This is a genomic window from Herminiimonas sp. (assembly GCF_030655415.1).
The window spans coordinates 1-16189 of record NZ_JAURVN010000018.1 but is presented as its reverse complement, the minus strand read 5'-3'; the positions used below and the strand labels follow the sequence as shown (position 1 = coordinate 16189).

The following is a 16189-nucleotide window of genomic DNA, read 5'->3' as shown; positions in this document are numbered from 1 at the left end:
AACATATTGCAAATGGTTCGTTGCAAGTTCAGCTAGCCGGCGGTATTGTGGACATTCGCTGAAATGAGTTCGGCATACGTTTCACCGAATTAGAAATAGACCACCGGAGCCGGCGGTTCGAAAATATACCGGCACCAATTCCACATGAATGATTGTCTGATTTTTCAACGTGCTCATTTTCTCGCTCCTGCTGAGGCTGCAATCACTTGCCGCAAGTTCGTTCAAAGCCCGCTGAAGTAATACGACGTTACAACCCGTTTGCGATCCTTCCGTAGAAGAATTTTTGAAGCAAGCTGGTTCTCTGCTTTACCGTGATGAAGCGACGGACAGTCTGATGCTGGGCCTTTGCGGCAACATCTCATGCTCAAACTATCCTCTGCGCATTAACCAATTTTTATTAGAGTTTTGAAAAATGGCCGCACTTTCACTGCCGCTGTCCCAACGCCACCTAGAAATCTGGTGATCACTTATGCCTTGATCAAAAAGTTTGAGTTTTTTGGCGAATTATTCAAAAGAGCTCGATGCAAATTTCCCAAGAGTGGTCTACCCAGCCCAAGAGACCGAAGCATTCTCGACTAGCTACGTCTTCCTGCATCCCTCTTCTTCGCATGAACTAGAAGGAAAGGACCTCACTGGTCCATTCAGGCGCGCCGTCCAAGCCAACAACAGAACGATCAAGTTGACTGTAGCCTTTAAAGAAATCGTGGTTATCGTAAATATTCTGCGGCATAAGCGTCAAGAAAAGTTATCTGCTAAAAATTCGTATTTGTAATTTATCCAGCTGAAGCTCTATTTAATAAATCATCCCAGCGCAAGCGCGATCACGCCGATTGCGATGAATATTGCGCCTATCAGTCGCTGCAATCGATCACCTTCTTTCAATAGATGGCCGCCTATGATTGCGGCAAAGAGCATCGATACTTCGCGTGCTGGTGCGACATGTGAGAGTGGTGCCAGCTTGACTGCATACAGCACGAGCACATAAGACACAGGGCTGATCACGCCGACAACCAAGGCGGCTCTCCACTGTTTCTTCCACAGAGCAATTCCTTCGGCTCGGTCGCGGAAAAATGTTGGTGCGAGTACACCGACGCGTACGAAATTTCCCATGTAGTCGATCAGTATTGGCGACATCAACATGAACTTGACGGCATAGCCATCGACCACTGTATAGCACGCGATAAAAGCGCCTGTGAGCAGGCCGTAGAAAATGCCGACGTGCACACGCCTGCGATGTACTGGATCCTTTGCTGCGCGCAACAAACCGGGACCGCCCGCGATCAAAAACACGCCAAGCACAACGCCTGCAATTCCCAGAATGCCGAGTGCCGATATCTGTTCGCCTAATAATGTGATCGCAGCAATCGATGACAGCAGTGGCCCTGATCCTCTTGCCAACGGATATACAACCGTCAGGTCAGCTTTGCGATAACCGCGCAACAACACCACGTAATAGATCACATGCAGAATGCCGCTCAGGACGATGAATGCCCACTCTTGCACACCCCAACCAGGGACGATATCCCAAGCCATCCATAAGCCTAGTGGCGCCCATACCACCGCAAGAAATACGCTGGTGAAAAATGCAAATCGCGCGTCGCCACCAGCCTGCTTGGCGACAATATTCCAAGCTGCGTGGATAAAACCAGCAGTGATCAGGAGTACAAGTGCGGATAAAGGCATGGAGAAACTTCTTGTTGAAAGAGACAATAACTATTGCCTCATTATATTGGTAAGCGTTTTACTTACTCAGTTTGATTCTTGATCTTTAAAACGACTGCTACAACTTACTCACTCAGGTTTTCAACAAACTAAATTATTCCCGAAAAAATAAAAATAGCAAATCAGCTGTTCGCTACGTGTTCACCTTCAGCCTCGACAAAATCATCAAACGATTCATTGCTGCTGGCATGCAGCTTGGCGTATAAGCCTTTGTTCTCCAGCAGTTCTTCGTGTGAACCTTTTTCAACGATGCGGCCTTTTTGCAGAACCACAATCACGTCAGCATCACGAATCGTTGCCAATCGATGCGCAATGATGATGGTGGTCCGGCCCTTGCGCAGTACATTCAACGCGCGTTGAATTTCCAGCTCTGTAAAACTGTCGATGTTGGCAGTTGCCTCATCCAGAATCAAAATCTTTGGTTTGGCCAGCAATGCACGTGCAAAACTCAAGAGCTGACGCTGGCCAATGGACAAATTACGGCCGCGTTGACCGAGCATGGTGTCGTAACCATTTGGCAAACGCATGATGAAGTCATGCGCGCGCACTGCCTTGGCGGCTTCGATCACTTGCTCGCGTGTCGCCCATTGCAAACCGTAGCGCATGTTGTCGGCGATAGTGCCGCTGAAGAGGAATGGTTCCTGCAAGACCATGCCCACGCATTGACCTAAAGAATCCAGCGTGATATCGCGCACATCCTGACCGCCGACTTTCACTTCGCCATCCCACACATCGTAGAAGCGATGGATCAGCGCGGCGATACTCGTTTTGCCTGAGCCGGTAGGCCCGACCAAAGCGACCGTTTGATACGGCTGAATATGCAGATTCAAATCATGCAACACGGGTTGGTTAGGACGATAGCCAAAGGTGACATGATTGAACTCGATTGCTGGCGGCACATCAGCCAATTCCTTGGCTTCAGCCTTATTGCTCAAGGTGACTTCAATATCCAGCACTTCAAAAATGCGATGACCGGATGCCATCGCGCGCTGCATCACCGTGTACTGCATGGTCAATGTGCGAATAGGATCAAAGAAGCGCTGAACGCAAAAGATGAAAGCGACCATCACACCGACATCAAGCTGCCCCGACACAACCGACGAACCACCGACCACCACCACGATCGCCATCGCCAGGCCGGTCAAGGTATCGACAGTCGGCATCATCACTTGTGATGCGCGGGATGAACCAATTTGCGCTTCCAGATTTTCAATCGCACGCAAATCGTAACGTTCGAAGTTGACGACCTCGCGACGATTTTCTTGCACGGTGCGGATGCCGTTGATGTTTTCTGCGAGTGCAGAATTCACGCTGGAGGATGCTTCACGGGCGCGCGTAAATGCCTTTCGCGCCCACGGCAGCCATACTTTGCGTACCAGCAGCAACACAGGCAACACGCACAATGTAAGCAGTGCGAGTTTGACATCCATGAACAGCAATACACCGACGATACCAATCAACAGGAAGAAATCACCCACTGCAGAAACTGAAGTCTCCATGAATTCCTGCAGCGAGTTGACGTCACCTTGCAAGCGCGACATCAGTCGTCCAACCTGTGTTTGATCCAGGATGGACAAGGACACATGCTGCAGATGATTAAACATCGCACGACGCAAATCGAAAATGACGCGCTGTGCCAGTCGTGCTGCCACCCATTCTTGAAAGAAGTTGGATACCGCATTCAACACAATCAGGAAGCCGAATACGATCAACACCGTATTGAACGCAAAGGATGAATTACCTACTGCGCTGTCGACTGCGTAACGCACCGTCACAGGAATCAACACTTGAACGATCGTAAATAATGCGACGGTAAAAACGACCGCAATCAATGCCAGACGATGCGGACGGATGTATTCCCACAATCGCGTCGCTACGCGACTGTCGTAGCGTGCAAAGATTTCTTCGCCGCGATTGTGTGCATTGAGGTCTATGCTACGTTTTGCTTCTGGTGCGCTCAAGATGTTAACTCCACGTTTTCGTTTTGCTTGTTCGCGGCTAAAGATTCGCTCACCGCATCGCGCTGTTCTTGCGCACCGCGATTCTGCAAGGTCCATAGCGCAGCGTAATGTCCACCGGCAGCAACCAGTTCTGCATGCGTACCACGCTCAACGATGCGGCCCTCATCCAGCACAATGATTTGGTCCGCGTGTTTGAGCGAACTCAACCTGTGCGCAATGATGATGGTGGCGCTGTTCTTCATCGATTCTTGCAAGGCAGCACGAACGCGCTGCTCGGTCGCAGGATCAATCGCGGCGGTGGAATCGTCCAGCACCAGAATCGCTGGTTTATCCAGCAAGCCGCGCGCAATCGTCATGCGCTGACGCTGACCACCGGACAAGGCAACACCGCGCTCACCAACGCGCGTTGTATACCCGCCGGGTAGTTGCTCGACGTGCTCATGTATCTGTGCAATCGAGGCGGCGTCAATCACGCTGTCCTCATCCGCGAATGGCTCCGAATAAGCGACGTTGTTGTGTACAGACGTATCGAACAAGAAATTTTCCTGCTGCACCAAACCAACTGCACGGCGCAATGAATCCAATTTCAAGGAACGCAGATCCTGTCCATCGATCGTGATGCGACCGGAACCAACTTCGTAGAAGCGCGGAATCAAATGTGCGATGGTTGACTTGCCGCTACCGGGTGCGCCAACGATGCCAAGTACCTGACCTTGTCGCACTTCAAAGTTGATGTCTTGTAGCGTCGCTTTATCGTTTTGCTCATGACCGTATGAAAAATTGACGTTCTCAAAACGAAGTACGCCTTTATCAATAGTCAGGTCATGTGCGTTTGGTGCATCCTTGATTTCCGGATCTGTATCCAGCACGTCGAACAGGCGCGCACCGGAACCGGTTGCGCGTGCGCTGGCATTCACTATCATGCCGATCTGACGCAAAGGTTGTTGCAGGATCGTGATGAAGGTCAAAAATTCCGTCAGCGAACCCACAGTCAAGGTACCGGCAGAGACCTGCTTGCCGCCTACCCACAAGACCAATGCCATCGAGGTGTAATACGCCAAGGTCATCGCACTCATGTTGCCCATGCGTTCTGTGATGCGCTGATTCGACAGCTTCAATGCCTTGTCGGAGATAACATCAAACTTTGCCATTTCGTGCAAACGTGAGGTAAATGCTCGCACCACGCGCACACCTTGCAGGTTCTCTTCCATGTTCAGCGTCAGTTCAGACATCATCTTTTGCAGACGCTGCCAGCTAACGCGCAACTGGAGTCCTGTCTTCACAGCATTCCACGCAACGAACGGAACAAAACTCAAGGCCAGCAAACCCAGCGTGACGTCGATGCTCAACAAGCGCCATGAACCAACACCAAGCAACAAAGTTAATGTCATCACTCGCAACACGCCGAACTCAAGGAAGGCACGCACGCCTTCCAGATCCAGCATGCCGCGTGCGATCAAGTCGCCGGTGTGAATCTTGTCGTGATAGCTGAAGCTGAGTCTTTGCAGCTTTTCAAAGAAAGCCATGCGCAAGTCGTAACCTACTTTTTGCGCCAGCGTCTCGCCGAGATAACCCTGCAAGCCAGTGAGAATGCCACGCATCGCGCAAGTGACAACGATCAACGCGCCGCTGGTAAGTAGTACCCCGCGCACTGCACTTGCACCCAGTTCGGCATCGGCTTGCAAATGACCAGCTAGATCGACTGCATGGCCAAGCAACAGCGGCATCAACAGATTGAAAACCGCAGCACCCAATGCAGCCAAAACCGCAAACGCGCAGCGCCACGGATAACGTATCGCCAGTTTGGTCAAACGACCGAGCACCTGCGGCATTGCCTGCACATCAATTTGTTCAGAATGATGTGGCAATATTTTAGGCACTACTTTTTTAGCCTTGTTGGCAGATTGCTCGGCTGCCTGTATGGCAGCGCTTGCGTCTGGATCATCGGCAGAAGGGACAGAAGAAATACTCATAGAACGGCTATCCACAAAATAATATTATTCAAAATTAAAAATCCTGCTGTGCTGTAGCACTAACAGCGGAAGCGCACTTACTTTGCATTGCGTGGCACGCGACCAACTACTGGATAAGCAGGGTCGGTGTAGCCCGGTGTACTCGGATGGCCTTGCGGCACAAGGCGATCAAACAAGGCTTCATCTTCGGCACTGAATTGATAGTTCAATCCCTGCAGATACCCTTGCCATTGTTCGAAAGTGCGCGGACCACCAATCACTGAAGTGATGAGTTTGTTATTCAGCACCCACGCCACCGCCAGCTCAACATTGGTCGTGCCGTGCAACTGCGCATGTTCATGCAGTGCTTGTGCAAGCGCGAGCGATTCTGGACGCCATTCGGTTTGTAAGGCGCGCTTGTCACCACGCCCAATACGGCTGTTTTGATCCGGTTCGCTGCCTGGCAGATATTTGCCTGTCAATACGCCGCGCGCGAGTGGGCTGTAAGGCACCACACCCAAACCATAAAAATCGCAGGCAGGCAAATGTTCTACTTCAGGCAAGCGATTCGCGGCGTTGTAATACGGCTGCGAGACGATAGGTTGTGCGACACCTAACTGCTGACTGACGCGCACTACTTCTGCGACTTGCCATGCAGTGAAGTTCGACAAACCGTAGTAACGAATTTTTCCTTGAGCAATCAACTCTCCCAAGGTACGTATCGTTTCGTGCAAAGGCGTTTCTGCATCTGGTCTGTGCAGGTAATAGATATCAATATAGTCAGTGCCCAGTCTTTGCAGACTCTGTTCGACCGCTTGTATCAGGCGACGACGCGACAGACCTTTTTCATTCGGCCAGTTGTCGTGTCCATTACCAACCTTGGTTGCCAGCACCCATTTATCGCGCTTCGTCGCGATGCCTTTGCCAACTACGCGCTCCGATTCGCCGCCGTTGTAAATATCGGCGGTATCGATGAAGTTAATGCCTTGATCGTGCGCGTGATGAATGATCTGATGTGACGTTGCTTCATCGGCAGTGCCACCGAACATCATGGTGCCAAGACAAAGACGTGATACCTTCAGGCCGCTTTTTCCGAGATTTTCATATTGCATGTTTTATACTTTCTTCTGCTGTGCTTTTATTAATTCTGTGTTGACGAACATGTCGCTTGCGCTCAACTTTTGGACAGCCAAACATTGGCGAAGTTGTGATAGGTCTGGCGAGGAACTCTACGATGATGTACACGGAATTGGTAGGTAAAACTAGCCTGGACTCATTTCCATGTTCGATATTGAGCCGCAGTGTGGTTGTCATGAAGCTTGGCGCCTTGGCCAAACAGCTTTTGCCGCAATGTGCCCTCTTCGTAGGCCTCTTTGTATAAACCCCTGGTTTGCAACTCCGGAATCACCAGATCGATAAACTCGCGATAGGTTTCCGGTGCGACGGTACGTGTCAGGTTGAAGCCATCGACGTCTGTCTCTGCCACATACTTTGCAATCTCATCTGCCACTTGCGATGGTGTGCCGACGATCGCGGAATTCTGCGCACCGAAGCCGCGCGTTGCCAGCAACTGACGGCGCGTCGTGCCTTCGAGAAATCTTCCACCACGCGCATTACCGGTACGCTTGATACGGCCCGGATACATGACTTCCAATTTCTCAGCCGTGATCTCTTCATCTAGTCCGAAGCGTTCCAGATCGATCGCCGCGCCGCTGCACATGTGCGCCAATGATCCTTCGGCGCTGGCGTACTGCTTGTAGTCTTCGTACTTCTCTTGCGCGGCTTTTTCATTGGTATCGACCACTACGGTCAAACCTGAGAACACCAGAATGTCATTCGCCTGGCGTCCAGCCTCTACTGCCAGTTTGCGGATATTGGTAATGCCTTTGGCCAGCGCTTCACGCGTTGGGCCGCCAGTAAAAACACATTCCGCGTGGCGCGCGGCAAACTCGTTGCCACGTTGCGATGCGCCAGCCTGGTACAAGACCGGCGTACGTTGCGGCGATGGTTCGGTCAGGTTGTACACGCCATCAACTTTGTAATACGGACCATCGTGATAGACGCGATGAATCTTCTTTGGATCGGCGTAGATGCCGCGCAGCTTGTCTTTCAATACGGCGTCGTCTTCCCAACTACCTTCCAGCAATTTGTAAAACACTTCCATGAAATCGTCGCCGCGATCGTAGCGATCGTCATGATCGATTTGCTGCTTCAATCCCATCGCGCGTGCTGCGCTATCCAGATAACCGGTGACGATATTCCAGCCGATACGACCGTTGCTCAAATGATCCAGCGTCGCCAAACGGCGTGCGAATAAATACGGTTGCTCGTACGTCAAGTTGCAGGTGACGCCAAAGCCCAAATGCTTGGTCGCTTGCGCCATCAATGGCACCACATACAGCGGATCGTTGACCGGCAGTTGTACCGCCTCTCGCGCAGTCGCTTCTATGCCATCACCGAGCACGTCATAAACACCGACGATATCCGCCAAGAAGATGCCGTCAAACAAACCACGCTCCAACAGCTTCGCCAACTCAGTCCAATACTCAGGCTTGTTGTAATCGGTCGAGTTATCGCGCGGATGCTTCCACAAGCCGTGATGAATATGGCCTACGCAGTTCATGTTGAAAGCATTCAAACGGATCTTCTTGGTCATTCTTTATCTCTATCGATTACTGCAGTATTTAATGAGGGCGTTAACGGGAAAACCGCGCGGGAAGTGTGCCTCGCGCAGCAAACGGCAACAAATTAGTAAGAACATCGTTAAAGACTTCTGAGCTGCGGCGGCTGGCCGCATTACTTAGCTGTCAACTCGTTGGATGTTTTAATGATGTCGTCGACAACTCAGCGAGATTGTTCGCTTAGACGAGACTTAAACGTTCCGGTCAGAGAGACAATAGCAATGGATAGCGCGCGAAAGAACCAAGCAAATTTCATTTCATTATTCCGATTTGGTTCGGAGTTCATGCAGTCAATCTGAAATGCTTAGCAGAAAATGTGGATAGCGAAAGATGGCAAAATAGTTGCGCTTTGATGAAACAACAACAGTGCGCAGTATGGCGCTGCGCACTGAAAATAGCTGAGTACTTATGCCTTACCAGCGATATGCACTTGCGCCAAAATTGGCTTCATAGAACGGCGCGACGTGAGTACCTGATGGAATGATGGTATCGATGCGTTTCAGATCTTCTGGCGTGAAAGTTACTTCTAGCGCCTTGATCGCATCTTCCAGTTGTTCCAGCGTGCGCGGTCCCGTAATCGAGCTGGTGATGCCAGGCTGTTGCGTGGTCCATGCCAGCGACAATTGCGATAGCGGCACACCTTTTTCCGCAGCCAGTTCCGACAATGGTTCAATCACATCGAACACACGTTCGACAAAACGTTTTGCCTGCATAGGATTTGGATTGGTATAGCGCGAATCCAGCGGCAAAGGCTGACCCTTGCGATACTTGCCAGACAACAAACCACCACCAATCGGACTCCATGGAATTACTGCCAGACCAAAGGTTTGCGCAACGGGCAACAACTCACGTTCGATGCGTCTATCCAGCAAGTTGTATGGAGGTTGTTCGGAAACAAAACGATTCAAACCCAATTCTTTACTTGCCCACAGAGCCTCGACCACTTGCCAACCTGCAAACGTCGTGGAACCGACGTAACGCACCTTGCCCGATTTCACCAAATCATCCAAGGCACGCAAGGTTTCATCGATGGCGGTGGTCGGTTCTGGCCTGTGAATTTGATACAGATCGAGATAGTCGGTTTGCAGGCGACGCAGACTGTCTTCCACTTGCTGAATGATATGGCGACGCGAACTGCCGCGCAGATTGCCGTCGGTGTCATGCATAGGCAAATGCACTTTAGACGCCAGGAAAATTTCATGCCGTTTGCCATTGCGCTTCAAGGCTTCGCCGGTAAATTCTTCGCTGCGGCCACGCGCATATACGTTGGCGGTATCAATCAGGTTGATGCCGGCTTCGATGGCTCTGTCGATGATGCGGATAGTTTCATCCAGCTCGGTCTTATTACCGAACATCATGCAACCCAAGGTGAGCGGGGAAACTTTGACGCCGGTGCGGCCGAAATTGCGATAGTCGTTAAGTGCCATATTGATTTCTATAAAAGTAAAACGTACATAAAAATGCATCAGGAATCCGCAAGAAATACATTGCTGCGATCTAGCGAGGATAGCTTGATGAGATTGAAATTCCAGCAGACTGGAGAAATTTTGGCCTGTCAATAAAGAGAATATTCAAGAGAATATTTAACGCAGCAGCGCGGTTATTTTCTCCAGCCAAAATTGGTCTTCGGCAGAAAATTCATCGAGCCTTGAGCTATCAATATCAAGCACGCCGGCGACGGCACCAGCGGCATCGAAATATGGCACTACGATTTCTGAACGAGACAATGCGCTGCATGCAATATGTCCAGGGAATTGGTCGACATCCGGCACGACGATGGTGGCGGCCTGCTGCCATGCACTGCCACAAACGCCTTTGCCTTTGGGAATGCGCGTGCAAGCGACAGGGCCTTGAAAAGGCCCAAGTACCAACTCATCGTTTTGCACACGATAAAAGCCTGTCCAATGAAAACCGAAGGCATCATTTAATACAGCAGATATATTTGCCTGGTTTGCGATCAGATCAGATTCATCGCTCAGCAATGATTCAATTTGCGGCAGTAATTCGGCGTACACATCGCGTCTGCTGCGATGCGCTACCAGCGCTAATGCATCAACCATTTGAAACCAAGCTCAAAACACAATTTCTAGTTATCGAGAAAACTGCACATGCGCTTTCACACGTGCCGATGCTCGACTTACTGTGCAAATTTTTCATTGCCAACCAAACCAAGTTTATTTGCGCCCAAACGCTGCGCCGATGCCAATACTGCGGCCACCACTTTGTATGGGGTGTCACGCTCAGCGCGCAAATGCAATTCCGGCTGCGTCTCTTGCGCGGCTGCGCCAGATAATTTTGCTTCCAGCACATCGCGATTCGGGATCGCTTCACCATTCCAGCTAATCAAACCTGCAGAATTTATATTGACCTCGACTACTTCCGGTATCACGATTTGCGGCGGCGGATTGCCGGAAGGAAGATTCAAGTTCACGTTATGCAATTGAATCGGGATTGTGATGATCAACATGATCAACAACACCAACATGACGTCGATCAATGGCGTGGTATTCATTTCTGCCATGACCTCAAGTTCATCCGAGCCGCTTGCGGCACCTACACTCATGCTCATTGCTTGTTCCTTAATGTCGAATAGAAATAGGCAGCGATTTCTATCGTGCTACATACCTATGTGAAGCGTTGCCTTACGCACCGACGGGTGCGGGTTCCGTAACAAAACCGATTTTTACAATGCCGGCGCGCTGGCAGGCAAAAATCACACGGCCTATCGCTTCATATTTTGCTTCGCCATCGCCGCGAATTTGAATTTCAGGCTGCGGCTCTTTCAGCGATACGGTTTTCAGTCGCGTCGTCAATGCATCAACACCACCGACTGCATCCGTACCCCAGAATATCTTGCCGTCTTTATCGACAGACAGATTGATATTGTCCGGCTTGGCTTGCTGCACATGATTCGTTTCATTCGGCAGATTGACCTTGATCGTATTGGTCACGACCGGGATCGTGATCAAGAAAATGATCAACAGTACGAGCATGACGTCGACCAAGGGAGTGGTATTAATCTCGGACAAGACGCCGTCTTCTTCTGCGTTGTCAAAAGTCAGTGCCATGCTTAAGCCGCCTTAGGCGCCGAGCTCAGCAACACTGCATGCAATGTCGAACTGAAGTCTTGCACTTTTTCCAGTGCTGCCTTGTTACGACGCACCAGCAAGTTGTAGCCGAGTACCGCTGGCACAGCGACTGCCAGACCAATTGCGGTCATGATCAACGCTTCGCCAACGGGACCAGCGACTTTATCGATTGATGCCTGACCCGATGCGCCAATGGCTGTCAACGCGTGATAAATACCCCAGACGGTGCCGAACAAGCCGACGAAGGGCGCGGTCGAACCAACCGTCGCTAAAAATGCGAGGCCATCTTGCAAACGACTCTTCACAGTATCAACCGAGCTATGCAACGATTGCACTACCCAGGTATTGAAATCGACATGTTCCAGCAAGCCGCCGTGGTGTTCGGTTGCCTTGACTGCGCGGGTACCGATGAAATGGAAAGGCGTGCCTTTTTCCAAGGTATCCAGACCTTGGCGTACCGAGCCGGCATCCCAGAATGTATTGTTGGTATCACGTGCTTGCTTGTGCAATTTGCGTTGTGCGAGCAACTTGGCGACGATGATGTACCAGCTGCCGATTGAAAACAGCAGCAAGATCAGCAGAGTTCCTTTTGCAACGATATCGCTACCGTTCCACAGAGCGGAAACGCCATATGGATTTGCTTCTTTATGTACCGCTGGACCGTTCGCCAAGTCACCCGCAATACTTGTAGCGCCACTCGAGGAAGACTGCGCTGCGACAACTGTGGCGGTCGATGTCGTTGCGAGGACCGAAGTAGTCGCTGCAAATGCCGGCGCTGTAATAGAAAGTGCCAGAGCAGTTGCAAGGGCTGATAAAGAATGACGACTGAACATGATTTCTCCAATAAAGATTTGAACCAGCTACTCGCTGAGATGTTTGATGTTGGTAGAGCGTATGCGTATGAAAAGTCGCTTACTCCACTTTGAATTCGAATGGCACCTGGACGGTGACTTCACGACCTTGGCCTACGCAGTTGAACCTTTGTGCGGCATCGAGTGCTGCGCGATTAAGCAATGGGTGCGCTGAACGCAGCAAAGTGAAATCTTTTGATGCGCCATTGGCTCCCACTACAAACTGGACCAGCACATTGCCAGTGATGTTGTTCTGCAAGGCTTGACGGGGATATTCCAACGATTGACGGATGCGGGTGGAGTCCGGGCATGCCAGCCCGACCTTGGCAATCGCAGGAGTCGGCGCGGCAACTGGTGGCACGTAAGGCTCAGGTGGCACAGTACTGACGGTCGCGATCACGTTTTCCTGCGGTTGCACATTGACGCGTACTTCTGGTGGCGGCACATACGCTGGAGGCGGCTTCACGAATTTTGGCGGCGGCGTTTTTACTTGTGGCGGCGGTGGCGGCAACTTGATTTCTTCAATGATGCGCGTCTCGATAGGCTTGGTAATGACATTGATAACGTCACGCGCAAGTCCGGTGATCAAGGCATAACCTATCGCCAGATGCAGCAAGACGGTGATGCCTATGCTTGCTATCGATTTATTTGATAATTGCTGCTGTTGCTGCGGGTCTAATGCGAAATCCATTTTATTTCTCCGTACGTCAGAGCGATGCGCCAGGCAAACTCGACATAGTATTTGGCATTGCTAAATCAACTATCGTCAGGACGTTCGGCTATCACCGCGGAGACAATCCGCACTGAAATCAGCTACCATCCAGACTCCCGTTTATCGCGGCACATGACGTGCATCACCGCGAAAACACGACAGCATCAAATGCTCCACAGAGCGATCTAACCTTCCTGTCGAGGCCAGAATAGCATCGGCCTTTCCGATTCAATACCAACAAAATTTCACTTCCATATCCAGATTCCCTCATAACCAAATTCCAAAAAATGAAATTGCTCAAACGATAAATGAGCGAGAAAAAAGCGAGGGTGGAATTGGGATGTTTTAGAGGGAGATGGGAGCTTTCGGATCTACAAGATAGTGTCGACCTATGGCGGCGACTGTTATCTGGAGGGAATTGAGGAGGGAATTCGTGCGTCCTGGTGACGCATCAAAAGCGCAACAAATTTTGCGCCCAGGTCGGTCAACTCAGCAAACCCGTAGCCCCGGATTGTCAGGTAAACGGAAAAGGGCCGGCATTTACCGACCCTTGTATGCGCAAATAATTGCCGCACATTTATTACACGATCTGTTTACGCCGAATCATCGTGCGCAAGCAGATAAGCATGGTTGATGACACTTACTCCACAGCCAACCACAAGAACGTCAGTCCGACACCAATTGGAATACCGAAGCGTTGCAGCTTGCTGGCGTTTTCCTTGGCGACGACTTCGACCGGCAAATCGGTCAAGGCCATGACTTTGTTGACGACCGAGCCTTCGAAGAAGCGCGCCAATGCATTTTTACGCGTGGTACCCATAATGATTTTTTGCGACTGCGTTTTCTGCGCGCAGGCAACGATGGCTTCGGCCGCATCGCCTCTGTCCATATGTACCGAATATTCTACGCCGGCTTTGGACAACATATCAACAGCACCTTTCAGTGCTTCTTCTGCGCGCTCTTGTTGGAACATACGCACGTTGTTCGATGGCACGAAGCGCGTCAAATATTTTGACAAACGGGGTTGGACATTCGTCAGGTTCACGTTGATCAATTCGCTATGCAATGCGCGATATTGAATAACGTATTCCACTGCCCGCAATGCATTCCGTGAGCCGTCTACAGGGATAAGAATGTTTAGCATGATGATCTCCTCGCAATGTTGAACGTTAGTTTTTTTATGTGAACGGTTTTCATGGATGTCTTGGCCTACCCTCCCTCTGCCGCGGTTTTACAGGCGCGCTTCTAAGCAATCCGCTTAGTACGACCCCGCCTATTACCAGGCCGTAAAGTAACCAGACTACAAATGGATACGGTTCAAAAAATGCATGCAATGCCGGCTCCTGCGCAATCATCTTGGCGGCAGTCCATGCGAGAACTGCTGCACCTATATAAATGATCACCGGATACCGCTCTACCCATTTCAAGATCAAGGTGCTGCCAGCAATCATGATCGGTACGCTAATCAGCAAGCCCACAATGACCAACATGAATTCGCCTTGCGCCGCACCGGCAACTCCGAGCACGTTATCCATTCCCATCACTGCATCCGCAACGACTATGGTGCGGATGGCAGACCATAATCCGATGCGCTTTCCTGATAAATTCAGCCCGGCTTTTTCTTCCTGCAACGGTGCGAGCAATTTATAAGCGATCCATATCAGCAGCACGCCGCCTATGAACAGCAAACCCGGCACATTCAACAACCAAACAATGGCCAGCGTCATCACTATCCGAACCACAACCGCACCTATCGTGCCGCCCAATATTGTGATGCGTTGCAAGTGCTGCGGCAGCTTGCGCGCAACCAATGCAATAACGATCGCGTTGTCCCCGGCCAGCACCAGATCAATCACGATGATCGCCAGCAATGCGGAAACAAATTCGGCTGAGAATAAATCCATTTTCTCCTCCAGCAACCGTGCTCGCTCGCCTTGCCGACACAGCAAAAATTCTGAGCGAAAAAAAACCTTTACCTGTCATCGGTAAAGGTCTCGCCACAACGCGTACGTTGCCTGCAGGCCGGGGAAATTTTCCCGTAATGACGGCTTCTGCAGTGAGGCTACTCCCCTTTAAGGGAAACTACTTATCTTCAACATAGAGCACGAGATGCCTAGTGTCAATGGATTTATAAAGATTACGTTAAATATTATTTAATGAAATCTTAATTTAATTGTAAGCACATGAATTTATTAATATTTTTTATGTTTTCTGAGCTTCGCTGAATAAGGATGAATCAAAAAAACTTCTCAGAAGACTCCGAAGAGCCGTTGTCCAAGATAGGTATTAAGTAAGAGCTTCCGTCGCTTATTTAGCAAATTTTTTCACCTAGGCGATGCGTCTAAATTGACTTATGCGAGACCGAGAATATGAAATAGAAATATCGAAATAGAAATGAAAAATGCCTTACGCGAAACCGCGTAAGGCATTTATTTTTTGGTGCTGATGAGGCGAATCGAACACCCGACCTACTGATTACGAATCAGTTGCTCTACCAACTGAGCTACATCAGCGAAGCCTTCTATTTTACCAATAAATACCATGCAGCTGTTAGAGCAAAAACGGATTTTGCTTGGACGTCCTTAGCGCTTTAATTGTAGTACAACGTATTTTTGCGGAGGAGGGAGGAGAAGCTTCTGGTTGTCACCGATTGATGTACTCGTATCAGGTATTTCTAAGCGATTAACTTATCCATAACAACATACTCATGCTGAAGACGGTGATGAAGGCCGAATTAATGTGTGCCTGAATGCAGCAATAGGAGAGCACATAGCCCTATTACGTCAGCGATACTTGGCACCGAGTCTATGAACTAGCGGTTGTTCATACGAGCATGGCCATTAGAGACGTAATGGAACAACGAATAATGTAATCACGCGTTTCGCAGATCTGTAGTAAGTACAAATCACACAACCGAAATCGGGGAGTAAATAAAATCGTGCGAGCAGCGTTAGCCATTTTATGAATGTTGCTCCAACGCGCAGCAGCTATTTAGTTACGGAAGTGTGCGTATTGGATTTGCAGGTCGAACTATTGGACTGAGTGCGAGGAAATGGCGGCGTTAGGAGCAAGCGGTTCCGCTGAGCGTTTGGTCTGATTTTCTATTAAAGCTATTTTCACAAACTGATTGCACAAAGCAAAAACCCCCGACCAGATATTCTGGAAGGGGGTTTTCTAATAAAAGCCTGACGATGACCTACTTTCACACTGGTTGCAGCACT

13 protein-coding genes and 1 tRNA gene are annotated in these 16189 nt (G+C 50.1%); all 14 read right to left on the bottom strand.

Going from position 1 to position 16189, the window contains the following annotated elements; genetic code table 11:
- Positions 1-801 precede the first annotated feature (801 nt).
- Positions 802-1683 (bottom strand): DMT family transporter, encoded by an 882-nt coding sequence (locus Q7T66_RS16250; RefSeq protein ID WP_304934147.1) that lies wholly within the window; start codon positions 1681-1683, stop codon positions 802-804.
- Positions 1684-1844: 161 nt separating this feature from the next.
- Positions 1845-3683 carry an ABC transporter ATP-binding protein gene (locus Q7T66_RS16245; RefSeq protein WP_304934146.1) on the bottom strand — a complete coding sequence of 613 codons (1839 nt, stop codon included), beginning with the start codon at positions 3681-3683 and terminating at the stop codon, positions 1845-1847.
- Positions 3680-5656, bottom strand: a complete 1977-nt coding sequence (locus tag Q7T66_RS16240; protein WP_304934145.1) for an ABC transporter ATP-binding protein — start codon at positions 5654-5656, stop codon at positions 3680-3682. The genes Q7T66_RS16245 and Q7T66_RS16240 overlap by 4 nt, the downstream gene beginning before the upstream one ends.
- 77 nt (positions 5657-5733) lie before the next feature.
- The gene (locus tag Q7T66_RS16235) at positions 5734-6747 is read right to left on the bottom strand and encodes an aldo/keto reductase (protein WP_304934144.1); all 1014 of its coding nucleotides are present in this window, start codon (positions 6745-6747) and stop codon (positions 5734-5736) included.
- A gap of 161 nt (positions 6748-6908) precedes the next feature.
- Positions 6909-8291, bottom strand: coding sequence for an LLM class flavin-dependent oxidoreductase (locus Q7T66_RS16230; RefSeq protein ID WP_304934143.1), 1383 nt, complete (start codon positions 8289-8291; stop codon positions 6909-6911).
- Positions 8292-8729: 438 nt separating this feature from the next.
- Positions 8730-9743 (bottom strand): aldo/keto reductase, encoded by a 1014-nt coding sequence (locus tag Q7T66_RS16225; RefSeq protein ID WP_304934142.1) that lies wholly within the window; start codon positions 9741-9743, stop codon positions 8730-8732.
- 156 nt (positions 9744-9899) lie between these two features.
- Positions 9900-10376 (bottom strand): GAF domain-containing protein, encoded by a 477-nt coding sequence (locus Q7T66_RS16220; RefSeq protein ID WP_304934141.1) that lies wholly within the window; start codon positions 10374-10376, stop codon positions 9900-9902.
- A gap of 77 nt (positions 10377-10453) precedes the next feature.
- Positions 10454-10885, bottom strand: coding sequence for a biopolymer transporter ExbD (locus tag Q7T66_RS16215; RefSeq protein ID WP_304934140.1), 432 nt, complete (start codon positions 10883-10885; stop codon positions 10454-10456).
- Between the two features lie 73 nt (positions 10886-10958).
- Positions 10959-11384, bottom strand: coding sequence for a biopolymer transporter ExbD (locus tag Q7T66_RS16210; protein WP_304934139.1), 426 nt, complete (start codon positions 11382-11384; stop codon positions 10959-10961).
- A 2-nt stretch (positions 11385-11386) separates the two neighbouring features.
- The gene (locus Q7T66_RS16205) at positions 11387-12238 is read right to left on the bottom strand and encodes a MotA/TolQ/ExbB proton channel family protein (protein WP_304934138.1); all 852 of its coding nucleotides are present in this window, start codon (positions 12236-12238) and stop codon (positions 11387-11389) included.
- A gap of 79 nt (positions 12239-12317) precedes the next feature.
- Positions 12318-12947 (bottom strand): energy transducer TonB, encoded by a 630-nt coding sequence (locus Q7T66_RS16200; RefSeq protein WP_304934137.1) that lies wholly within the window; start codon positions 12945-12947, stop codon positions 12318-12320.
- A 661-nt stretch (positions 12948-13608) separates the two neighbouring features.
- Positions 13609-14112: a universal stress protein gene (locus Q7T66_RS16195; RefSeq protein WP_304934136.1), complete on the bottom strand. Its 504-nt coding sequence runs from the start codon at positions 14110-14112 to the stop codon at positions 13609-13611.
- 49 nt (positions 14113-14161) lie between these two features.
- Positions 14162-14872, bottom strand: a complete 711-nt coding sequence (locus tag Q7T66_RS16190) for a TerC family protein (protein ID WP_370691659.1) — start codon at positions 14870-14872, stop codon at positions 14162-14164.
- Between the two features lie 533 nt (positions 14873-15405).
- A tRNA-Thr gene (locus tag Q7T66_RS16185) sits at positions 15406-15481 on the bottom strand.
- Positions 15482-16189: the final 708 nt, after the last annotated feature.